Source organism: Actinomycetes bacterium (assembly GCA_036000965.1).
GTDB lineage: Bacteria > Actinomycetota > CALGFH01 > CALGFH01 > CALGFH01 > DASYUT01.
The window spans coordinates 1-10,601 of sequence record DASYUT010000334.1 but is presented as its reverse complement, the minus strand read 5'-3'; the positions used below and the strand labels follow the sequence as shown (position 1 = coordinate 10,601).

Annotated in this window: 11 protein-coding genes; 3 read left to right on the top strand and 8 right to left on the bottom strand. The window is 74.6% G+C overall.

Features of this window, described 5'->3' with window-relative positions; genetic code table 11:
* Window positions 1-443: 443 nt before the first annotated feature.
* Window positions 444-686, top strand: coding sequence for a hypothetical protein (locus VG276_30195; GenBank protein HEV8653556.1), 243 nt, complete (start codon window positions 444-446; stop codon window positions 684-686).
* A 15-nt stretch (window positions 687-701) separates the two neighbouring features.
* Here the strand turns inward: VG276_30195 and VG276_30190 are convergent, their stop codons facing one another.
* The gene (locus tag VG276_30190) at window positions 702-1,658 is read right to left on the bottom strand and encodes a methylenetetrahydrofolate reductase (GenBank protein HEV8653555.1); all 957 of its coding nucleotides are present in this window, start codon (window positions 1,656-1,658) and stop codon (window positions 702-704) included.
* A 121-nt stretch (window positions 1,659-1,779) separates the two neighbouring features.
* On the opposite strand from VG276_30190, the gene VG276_30185 reads away from it, so the two are divergent.
* Entirely contained in the window at window positions 1,780-2,181 is a 402-nt protein-coding gene (locus tag VG276_30185; protein HEV8653554.1) for a globin, read from the top strand.
* 130 nt (window positions 2,182-2,311) lie between these two features.
* Here the strand turns inward: VG276_30185 and VG276_30180 are convergent, their stop codons facing one another.
* From VG276_30180 to VG276_30170, 3 genes are all read right to left on the bottom strand, one after another.
* Entirely contained in the window at window positions 2,312-3,325 is a 1,014-nt protein-coding gene (locus VG276_30180) for a TIGR03560 family F420-dependent LLM class oxidoreductase (protein HEV8653553.1), read from the bottom strand.
* A gap of 68 nt (window positions 3,326-3,393) precedes the next feature.
* Window positions 3,394-4,773: a M20/M25/M40 family metallo-hydrolase gene (locus VG276_30175; GenBank protein HEV8653552.1), complete on the bottom strand. Its 1,380-nt coding sequence runs from the start codon at window positions 4,771-4,773 to the stop codon at window positions 3,394-3,396.
* Window positions 4,774-4,995: 222 nt separating this feature from the next.
* Window positions 4,996-6,204: an RtcB family protein gene (locus VG276_30170; protein HEV8653551.1), complete on the bottom strand. Its 1,209-nt coding sequence runs from the start codon at window positions 6,202-6,204 to the stop codon at window positions 4,996-4,998.
* 195 nt (window positions 6,205-6,399) lie between these two features.
* On the opposite strand from VG276_30170, the gene VG276_30165 reads away from it, so the two are divergent.
* Window positions 6,400-6,894 carry a hypothetical protein gene (locus tag VG276_30165; GenBank protein ID HEV8653550.1) on the top strand — a complete coding sequence of 165 codons (495 nt, stop codon included), beginning with the start codon at window positions 6,400-6,402 and terminating at the stop codon, window positions 6,892-6,894.
* Between the two features lie 82 nt (window positions 6,895-6,976).
* On the opposite strand, the gene VG276_30160 is transcribed toward VG276_30165, so the two are convergent.
* The 4 genes from VG276_30160 to VG276_30145 all read right to left on the bottom strand — a co-directional run.
* Window positions 6,977-8,101, bottom strand: a complete 1,125-nt coding sequence (locus tag VG276_30160; protein ID HEV8653549.1) for a hypothetical protein — start codon at window positions 8,099-8,101, stop codon at window positions 6,977-6,979.
* 72 nt (window positions 8,102-8,173) lie between these two features.
* Complete coding sequence (locus VG276_30155) at window positions 8,174-9,106, bottom strand: histidine phosphatase family protein (protein HEV8653548.1); 933 nt, start codon at window positions 9,104-9,106, stop codon at window positions 8,174-8,176.
* Window positions 9,103-10,347, bottom strand: a complete 1,245-nt coding sequence (locus tag VG276_30150; protein HEV8653547.1) for a sigma-70 family RNA polymerase sigma factor — start codon at window positions 10,345-10,347, stop codon at window positions 9,103-9,105. The genes VG276_30155 and VG276_30150 overlap by 4 nt, the downstream gene beginning before the upstream one ends.
* Window positions 10,348-10,355: 8 nt before the next feature.
* Window positions 10,356-10,601 (bottom strand): YciI family protein (locus VG276_30145; GenBank protein ID HEV8653546.1); only part of this gene is annotated, 246 nt, incomplete at its 5' end.

Below are 10,601 nucleotides of genomic sequence, written 5' to 3'. Positions count from 1 at the left end.
CCCGCGGGCGCCGAAGGCGCTGGCAAGCTCGGCCCGCTCGGCGCCGTCGTGGAAGGCGAGCGGCCAGGCCGCCTCGGCCAGGGTGGCCAGCGCGCCGGCTGGGGTGGGCGCACGGGCGAGCCCGACCGGCCGGCCGCTGCCGCCGTCGACCACCATCCACCCTCCGGCCGTGCCCATGCCGCCATTCTCGCTCCCCGAAGCCCATCACGTTCTTCCTCGTCCGCGTCATGCTCGACAGATGTGCCTGGCGTGCGTACCACCGGAACCGGGCGTCAATACGATCCGGTGCAGGAGGTCGTGAGCGGCGGCCACGGAGAACGCCGCCCGGCTCGGGCGGGCGGATTACCGGGGGCGCCACCGGCTTACCGGGGCGCCACCGTGGTAGCTCCGCCCAGTGCGGTACGCACGACCGTCGAGGAGGGAATGGCAGAGGAGGGAATGGCATGGGAAGCACGCACACCGTTACCGACGACATCGTCTACGACCTCGTCAGCATCGAGTACCACGCCCTACAGGGCGCCGAGACCTACGGCAGGTACCTGCAGGACGCCGCGGCCGCGGGGCACGAGGACGTCGCCCAGTTCATCCGCCAGGTCCGGGAGGAGGACGTCAGCCGGGCGGCTCGCTGCCACGACCTGCTCCTCCAGCTCACCAAGGACAGCGGCCCGAGCGTGGTCAGCCGGTAGCCGAGACGGCCGGCCTCACGGGCTGCCGCCCGCACGGACCTCGTCGAGCAGGCCGGCCGCCTCCACCACCGCACAGCGGTCCTCGGCCGGGCCGAGCCCCATCAGGTGCACGCCCCGGACCCCGTCGACCGCGAGCAGCTTGCCGACCAGCTCGACCGCGAGGGCGACGCCCTCAGCGCGCTCGTCGCGGGCGCCGGCCAGGCGCGCCACGGTGGCGTCGGGCACGACCACCCCGGGGACCTTGTCGCGCAGGAACTCGGCCCGCCGGGCCGAGTCGAGCACGAACACCCCGGCCAGGACGGCCACCCGGTCGAGCAGGCCGGCATCTCCGGCCAGGTCGATCCAGCGGGTGAACCGGACCGGGTCGCTCACGACCTGGGTCTGCACGAAGTCGGCGCCCGCGGCCACCTTGGCGGCGAGCACCGGCGGCCCGCCCGTGCCCGCCTGGCTCGCCTGGACCGCGGCCAGGTCGCGCTCGGGGTCTCCGGGGGCACCCAGGAACAGCGACGGCGGCTCGGCGACCCGCCCGCCCGACAGCAGCCGGCCCTCGCGGCGCATCCGGTCGGCCGCGGCGAGCAGGCCGGTGCCGTCGAGGTCGAAGACCGGCTTGGCGTCGGGATGGTCGCCCAGAGCGGGATCGTCGCCCCGCAGCAGCAAGACGTTGTGCAGCCCGAGCGCGGGCAGCCCGAGCAGGTCGGCCTGGAGCGCGATGCGGTTGCGATCCCTGCAGGTGAGCTGGACGACCGGCTCGACGCCGTCGGCGTGGACGACCACGGCGGCGGCGATCGGGCTCATGCGGACGATGGCGCGGTTGCCGTCGGTCAGGTTGACCGCGTCGACGAAGCCCCGCAGGGCGCGCGCCTCCGCCCGCAGCACGCCGGTGCCGGCGTGCCTGGGCGGGCTCAGCTCCGCAGTCACCACCCGGTGCCCGGCCCGCAGGCGCGCTTCGAGCCGGGTCGCGGTCGCGTCCACCTTCTCAGTCCTCCCGGAACAGGGGCCGTTGAGCCAGTTCACCACCGACCCGTCCATCTTGCTCCGGCCGGTGTGGCCGTGGCGCCTGGCCACGCCCGGGCGCTGCCGGTACGGTGAGGGCATGAGCCAGCAACCAGGCGGCACCCAGGCGGTGAGCTTCTACGCGGCGGTCGGTGGCGAGGCGACCTTCCGGCGTCTGGTCGCCCACTTCTACCAGGGCGTAGCCGCCGACCCGGTGCTTCGGGCCCTGTACCCCGGGGAGGACCTGGCCGACGCCGAGGAGCGGCTCCGCCTGTTCCTGATCCAGTACTGGGGCGGGCCCGCGACCTACAGCGAGCGCCGCGGCCACCCCGCGCTGCGCATGCGGCACGCCCCGTTCGCGATCGGCCCGGCCGAGCGCGACGCCTGGCTGCGGCACATGACCGCGGCGGTCGACACGCTCGCGCTCCCTCCGCACCTCGACGCCCCGCTGCGCGAGTACCTCACGATGGCCGCCCAGGCCCTCACCAACCGTCCGGGCTGAGCCGAGCACCCGGGCCGGGCCGAGCACCCGGGCCGGGCGACCGGGCCGGGCCGGGCGACCGGGGCCGGGCCGGCGAGCCGGGCGGAGCGCCCGGGATGGGCCGGTCGGCCGCGACGGCCTCCGGACCCGGTCAAGGACCCACGGCGCGCGTGTTCCCGGCTTCCTCGCGGCCCGGCGTGCTGGGACGCGGCGCCGACCCTTGACCGACGTTCGGGAGCACCTCCCGGCCGAGCAGGGCGACCATGTCGAGGTCGTCGTGGACGAGGTGGCGGAGCATGACCCGGCCGACGCCGGCCGCCTCCAGCTCGGTGAGGCGGGCGACGGCCTCGTCCACCGTGCCGATCACCCCTTCGCGGTCGACCTTGGCCACGTAGCCGGCCAGGTCGGTCTGGCCCACCCGCTCGGCGGCCTGGCGGGCGCGCTCGGCCACCTCGGCCCGGTCGGCCCCGACGATGCAGGTCGTCATCAGCGACAGCCGGGCCGACGCCGGGTCGCGCCCGGCCGCTTCGAACGCCGCCCGGAGCCGCTCGTGCCGGGCCCGGCAGTCCTCCACCGTGGCCCTGATCGTGTTGTACTCGTCGGCCCAGCGGGCCGCGAGCGCGAGCGAGCGCCGCCCGCCCTCACCGCCGACCAGCAGCGGCGGGTGGGGCCGCTGGACCGGCCGGGGGCGGGCGTCCACGCCCGACAGGCGGTAGCGGGCGCCCTGGTGGTCGAACGGCCCGGTCCAGATTCCGTGCACGACCTCGAGCTGCTCGGCGAGCAGGTCCACGCGCTCGGCCACGCCCGGCAGCGGAAAGCCGAACGCCCGGTGCTCCGGCTCGCTCCAGCCGGTGCCGAGCCCCAGCTCGACCCGGCCGCCGGAGACGTGGTCGGCGGTGACCACCAGCTTGGCGAGCACCGAGGGGTGGCGGAAGGTGACCGGCGACACCAGGGTGCCGAGCCGCAGGCGCTCGGTCCGCGCGGCCAGGGCCGCGATGGTCGCCCAGGCGTCGAGCGCGTCCCGCTCCGGCCGGCCCTGCACCGACAGGTAGTGGTCGGAGCGGAACAGCGCCTCGAACCCGTACCGCTCGCACGCCCCGGCCAGGGCGAGCCAGTCGTCCCAGGTGACGCCCTCCTGCCCTTCGATCATCAGGCAGACCCGCATGCCGCCTCCTCCATCACGCAGACCCGCATGCCGCCTCCTCGCTCGTCGTGGCCCGGACGGGCCGTTTCCTACCCGCCCGCCGTCCCGCCCACCGGGTCCGTGCAGCAGAAGCGGGCGACCGTGTCGGCCAGCATGCGCAGGCCGACGGCGAGCCCGGCCACCGGAACCCGCTCGTCGTCGCCGTGGAAGAAGTCGACGAAGGCGCCGTCTCCGCGCTCGAAGCGGACCGGGGTGAAGCCGTAGCAGGCCGTGCCGAGCCGCGACCAGAACTTCGCGTCGGTGAAGCCGGGGGTGATGCTCGGCACGGCGACCGCGCCCGGGTGGTGCTCGGCCACCACCCGTGCGATGGTCGCGTACAGCGGGGTGTCGGGCGAGGCGACCGTGGGCGGGAAGCTGCGCAGCACCTCCAGGTCGACGTCCGGCCCGGCCAGCCGCCCGAGCTCGGCCAGGAGCTCGGCCTCGCTCGACCCGACCGCGACCCGGCCGTCCAGCTCGGCCTCGGCTTCCCCGGGGATCACGTTGGTCTTGCTGCCGGCACGGACCACGGTCGGCGTCACCGTGTTGCGCAGCACCGCGTTGAGCGCGCGGGCGGCCGAGCGGTCGCGCACCAGCCGGTCGAGCACCAGGCCCGACCAGCGCGGCCGGAGGAGCAGGGGGAGCACGTCGCGGGCGGGCCGGGGCTGGGCCGCGGCCAGGTCGGTGACGAACCGGCGGACCTCGGGCGAGGGCTGCAGCGGCAGGCGCGTGCGGCCGGCGCGGGCGAGCAGCTCGGCCAGGCGGACCACGGCGTTGTCGTCGCGCGGCAGGCTGCCGTGCCCGGTCGCCCCCCGGGCCCGGGCGCGGACCCAGCACACCCCCTTCTCGGCCACCTGGACCGGGTAGACGGGCCGGCCCCCGACGTGCAGGGTGAAGCCGCCGGCCTCGCCGAGGGCGAAGCCCGCCCGCACCTTGTCGGGGTGGTGGTCGACCAGCCAGGCGCTCCCCATGGCGCAGCCGGCCTCCTCGTCCGACACGGCCGCGAACACCAGGTCGCGCCGGAGCGCGACGCCGAGCCGGGCCAGCAGCCGGCACACCGCGGCGCTCATCGCCACCATGTGCTTCATGTCCACCGCACCCCGGCCCCAGACCGCGCCGTCGTGCACCTCGCCCGCGAACGGCGGGTGGCGCCACCGTCCAGCCTCGACGGCGACCACGTCGACGTGGCCGTTGAGCAGCAGGGGCGGCTCGTCGCCGCCCCGCAGCCGGACCACCAGGTTGGCCCGCCCGGGCGCCGGCGCCAGCACCTCCGGGTCCAGCCCCGCCTCGGCGAGCCAGTCGGCCAGGTAGGCGACGCACTCGGCCTCGTTCCCGGGCGGGTTGGAGGTGTCGAACCGCAGCAGCGCCCGGAGCAGCTCGACCGCGTCCCCGGCCTCCCGCTCCCAGTCGACCTGCCCGAGCACCGGATGCATGATCCCTCCTCGCCCCGACGACGCCCAGCCGGATGCTACCGGCTGTGCGCGAGCCACTCGCCCCAGGTGACCGCGTACCAGCACGTACACACAGCGACCGCGCACGTTCTGTCCGCCCGGACCCTTTCGTAGACTTGCGCACCCACTGAGCACGCATTGCACCAGGCCCAGTGGCTGAGCAGCGGCGTGCGGCAGGCTCCCGCGCCCCGCCACCTCGAGGGTTCAGCCCTTGACCACGGCGACCTGGTGGAGCTCGGCGACGACCTCGACCAGGTTGCTGGACTGCTCGATCACCTTGCGGACGTCCTTGTAGGCGCCCGGGTGCTCGTCGACCACGCCCAGGTCGGTGCGGGCCTCGATGCCCCGCATGGCTGTGACCAGGTCCTCGCGGGTGAAGCGCCGGCGTGCCGCGTTGCGGCTCATGGCCCGGCCGGCGCCGTGGGGCGCCGACTCGAACGCGTTCGGGTTGCCGAGGCCGCGCACGATGAACGACGGGGCGCCCATCGACCCGGGGACGATGCCGAGGTCGCCCTTGCCGGCCCGGATGGCGCCCTTTCGGGTGAGCAGCACGTCCTCGCCGAAGTGGTGCTCCTCGGCCACGTAGTTGTGGTGGCAGTGGACGGTCAGGGAGACGCCCAGGGGCCGGCCGATCACCGGCTCGACCGCGTCGCGGATGAGCTCGAGCATGACCAGGCGGTTGCGCCGGGCGTACTCCTGCGCCCAGTACAGGTCGCGGCGGTAGTCCTCCATCTCCGGGGTCCCGGCCAGGAACACGGCCAGGTCGGGGTCGGGCAGGTCGGCGTTGTGGGCCAGCTTCCTGGCCCGGGCCATGTGGACCTGGGCGAGCTGGTTGCCGACACCCCGCGACCCGGAGTGGAGCAGCACCCAGACCGCGCCCTCGGTGTCCAGGCAGACCTCGATGAAGTGGTTGCCGCCGCCGAGGGTGCCCAGCTGGCAGGCCGACCGCCGGTACTGCTTGTCCGACTGGACGTGCGGGTCGAGCGAGCGGTAGGAGCGCTCCAGCTCGGCCCAGCCGCCCCACTGCGGGGTGCCCTTGCGGGGCGGGTCCGGGTGGGCGTCGAACCCGACCGGGACGGCCGCCTCGATGGCCGCGCGCACCCGCCCCAGGTCGTCGGGCAGGTCCCGGTCGACCAGCCGCGTCCGCATCGCGGCCATCCCGCAGCCCAGGTCGACCCCGACGGCGCTCGGGGCGACCGCGTCGACCATGGCGATGACCGAGCCGACGGTCGCGCCCTTGCCGAGGTGGATGTCGGGCATGGCCGCGACGTGATGGAAGACCCAGGGCAGCGCCGCGATCCGCTCGAGCTGCGCGAGCGTCTGGGCCTCGACCTCGTCGAGCCGGGTCCACAGCCACACCGGCACCTTGCCGCCCGGGACCACGGCCAGCGGACCCGCCGGCCGGTCGTCCATCGTCGCCCTCCCGTCGGCTGTTCCAGATACACAGGATGCAGGCAGGCGGCCCGGCCGTCGAACCGGTTTCACAGGTCCGTCGCCATTGACGCCGGGCGGAACATGGTTCGGAAGCACGCAAATCGCACGCGTCCAGGGCTCATGCAGCGGAGCCGCGACCGGACGGGGGCGGTGACAGCTCGGGGGAGGAAACGGATGCCTCCAGATCGCAAGGGCCAGGCGAGCGACCTCGACACCCGCTACCAGCGCTACTTCTCCTCGCTCGGGACGGGGGCCAGCCCCCGGGCGATCCAGGCGACCAGCGCGCTGCGCCGGCTGCGCAGGCAGGCGGTGGTCGCCGTGCTCGGCGCTCTGCTGCTCGGGGTGTTCCTCGGGGTGGCGTTCCGGGGCACCCAGGCCGGCGCCCGGCCGACCACGCGGGTGGTGACCCAGACCAAGCCCACCCCGGCCTGCGTGCGGGCGGTCGACCGGGCCAACCGCAGCCTCGCCTACGCCGTCCAGGTCGAGAAGGCCCTGGCCGAGCACACCCAGTACATGAACGAGCTCTTCGACGGCAAGATCAGCTCCAGCCGGGCGCTCAAGGAGGGCATGCCCTCGCTCATCACGGGCGCGAGCGCGTCGGCCCGCTTCGACGCCGCCCTGGCCGACTACCGCCAGGTGGTGAAGGCCTGCCGCCTCCCGGCGAGCTGACCTGACGGCCGAACCCTGGCCGTCGGAATGGCTGGGCTGCCCGCCGCCAGGCGGACTCCTCGCAGGTCCGGGCGGAGCCCGGTCAAGGTTTCTGAAACTGGGCCCGCAGGGCCGCGATCACGCCGGGGCCGAGGCGGTCGGCCACCCGGTTGGAGACCTCCTCCCCCACCCCGGTGATGCTGGTCTCGTCCAGGGCGACCGTGCCCAGCGGGATGTCTATGAGCTTGGCGGCGACCGCGTCGGCGATCGCCTGCACTTCGCCGTCGGTCAGCGTGGCCGGCGGCAGGTCGGAGAGCTTGGCGGCGACCGCGCCGGCGATCGCCTGCACCTCGCCGTCGGTCAGGGTGAGGTGCAGGGCGTCCACGGCCTCCTTGGTCGCCTGGGTGACGTGGTCCACCCGGTCGAGCCGGTCGGGCAGGGCCTGGGTGGCCGCGAACCCGGCCGCGCTGGTCGCGGCCCAGGACGCCTGGCCCTGGCCGGTGCCCTCGTTCAGCACCTTGCGGACCGCGTTCTCGAGATCGGCGATCGTCGCCATGTCGAACTCGTCTCCTCCCTGAACGTCGCCGAGCTGCTGGGCCCAGGCGGTGAACTGGTCGAGGCCGTGGCGCCAGAGCGAAGCGCCCAGGTACTGCGTGATGCCGGTCGTGGCGGCGGCCGCCCAGCCGGAGTCGTCGCCCGGCGAGACGGCGATGTGGACGCCGCGGCCCCGGTGGTCGGCGACGACCCGCGCCAGCTCGGCGCGCTGGTTCGGGAAGTGCACCTGGGGCAGGCCGAGGTCGAAGGCGGCCACGCAGGCGTCCCAGGGGACGCCGTGACTGGAGGCCTGGGCCCGGGTCGGGTAGCTCGAGAAGCCGAGCAGTGCGCCCGGTACGAGCGCGCGCAGCCGGTTCGCGAACGCGACCACCTCGGTGTCGGGTAGGCTCCCCTGGATCTCGACGACGTAGAGGAGCTCTCCGGGTGCGGCCGCGGCGACCACCTCGGCCGAGGCGATGCCGTCGGTGCTGGCCGGCGGGCCGAGCCGCGTCCAGGGCAGCACCCGGGGCCCGAGCGCCCGCTTCCAGGCACGGTAGTTGGCCGCGTAGTCGATGCCCCCCGGGCCTTCGGTCGAGGTGGCGTCGGCCGCTCGGACGAGCATCGCCTCGAGCCCCGAGGGCAGCGCCTCGGGCGGGGTACGCCAGACCCAGCCGAGGCGTCGGGGAATCGTCACTGGCGGCCCTACCTCCCGGCGCCGCTGGCCTGGACTGGGGAAGGCCATCACGCGTTGCTGGTCGAGCGGAGCCTACCGCGTCCGGCCGCTACGGCGCCGGCCGCCGGAGCTGGTGACCGGGGCCGCCCGCGACCCGCCGGTCCCGGTCACCAGCTCCGGAGGGAGGTGGGCGGTGGAGACCCCGCCCACCGCGACGCCGTCCCGGGGTGCGAAGCGCAACTCCACGACGGCGCCGTTCGGGATCGGGAAGCCGAGCGCGAACGCCCGGAAGCGGCGCATCTCCTCGGTGCTCACGTCGCCGGCGCCGCCGAGCAGCGGCCAGAGGGTGGCCCGGATGAACAGCGCGTGGGTGAACACTGCCACGGTCGGCGCACCCACGCCAGGCAGCCGCTCCACGCCACGCAGCCGCTCCAGCATGTCCCGCCCCCGGCCCAGCACGTCCTGGAACGACTCGGACCGCGGGCCGTCGACGCGCCAGGGGTCGGCCCGGGCCCAGTACGCCTCCCGGAGCCGCTGCCGCTCCGCCGCGGTGGTGAGCCGGCCGTGCAGCCGGCCCAGGTAGGTGAACTCCTGCACCGGCCACTCCTCGCGCGGGGCGGCCGGGAACCGGGCCACGGTCGCCGCGGCGGTCTGGGCCGCCCGCCGGTAGGGCGAAGCCACGATCAGCCCGGGCGGCCCGTCGAAGGCGGCTGCGACCAGCTCGGCCTGCTCGACGCCCCTGGCGGTGAGGGCCGAGTCGCCCGGGCTCCTGGTCGGTAGCCCGGCGTTGCCCTCGCTCTCCCCGTGCCGGATCAGCCACGCGATCAGCCCGCATCCCCCCTCGCCCGCCAGGGGCTCGGAGCCCTGGGCGCCCGAGGGAGATCCTACGCGGATGTATCGACGCCGCCGCCGGCGTCGGTGAGGTTGCCGCGCTGGTCGCAGGTGCCGAGCAGGAGCGGGCGGTGACCAACACTGTGTGGCGGGTCCGGCTGACCCGCGAAGGTCCTGACGGCGGCACGGGCTCACTGGTCGTCGTTGAGGCGGGCGGCTCGGGCGCGGAGGTAGCGCTGTTGCGGGAGGCTGGTTGTCCGCCGGGCCGCCGCTTGGTAGGAGTCGCGCGCCGCCACGCGGTCGCCGGCCATCTCCAGCAGGTGCGCGCGGACCGCGTGGAGCCGGTGGTCCCCAGCGGTCCGCTCGTCGGCCTCGAGCCTTCCGAGCAGGTCAAGCCCCGCGTGCGCGCCTTGGACCATGGCCACCGCGACGGCGTGGTTCAGCGCCACCACGGGGTTGTCGGAGGTCCGCAGAAGCAGCGCATACAGCGCCATGATCTGTGGCCAGTCGGTCGCCTCGGCACATGGCGCCTCGTCGTGGATCGCGGCGATCGCCGCCTGGAGCTGGTAGGGGCCGGTTGCCCCCCGGGGAAGCGCGTCGGTGATGAGCGCCACGCCCTCAGCGATGCAGCCGGCGTTCCAGCGGCTTCGGTCCTGCTCGGCCATCGGGATCAACCCGCCATCGGGCCCGGTACGCGCCGGCCGGCGCGCGTCGGTGAGCAACATCAGCGCAAGCAGCCCCGTCACCTCGCCGTCATCGGGCAGCAGCCGGTGGACCATGCGGGCCAGCCGGACCGCTTCGGCCGACAGCTCAGCGCGCTGCAGACTCGGCCCTGATGTAGCGGCGTAGCCCTCGTTGAAGATCAGGTAGAGCACGTGGAGCACCGCGCCGAGCCGTTGGGTGCGCTCCGGGCCCGGGGGCATGCCGAAGGGAATCCCGCTGTCCTTGATGCGCTGCTTGGCCCGGCTGATGCGTCGGGTCATGGTCGCCTCCGGCACAAGAAACGCACGGGCGACCTCCGCGGTGGTCAAGCCGCCGACCGCCCGCAAGGTCAGCGCGATCTGCGATGCCGGCGACAGCGAGGGGTGACAACACATGAACAGCAGGATGAGCGTGTCGTCAGACTCCGACGCCGGCCGGTCGGCGGCGGGCGCCAGCCACCGGTCGGGCAGTATCCACCGGGCGACGGTGTCTTCACGGCGTTGGCGCGCCTGCTCGCTGCGCAGCAGGTCGGTCAGCCTGCGCGAGGCGACCGCGATCAGCCAGGCGCGAGGATTGTCCGGGATGCCGTCGTGCGGCCACTGCGTGGTGGCCGCGATCAGGGCCTCTTGCACGGCGTCTTCGGCGGTGTCGAAATGCCCGTAGCGCCGTACCACCGCGCCGAGGACCTGCGGCGCCAGCCGGCGCAACAGGCCCTCGACGTTGTTACCGGTCACGGCGGTGGTTACGCCTCCAGCTCGCTGCGGCCCTCGAGGATCGGCCGCACGTCCACCACTTCCCCGGTCGCATCCCCTGGGTGGGGGCAGTTCGCCAGCCGCGCGGCGATCTCGGTCGCCCGGTCGAAGCTTTCGCACTCGACGATCGTGTAGCCGGCGAGGACCTCCTGGGTTTCGGGATACGGCCCGTCGGTCACGACAGGAACCCCATTCTGCAGCTGGATTCTCCTGGCGTGTACGGGGGCGGCCAGGCC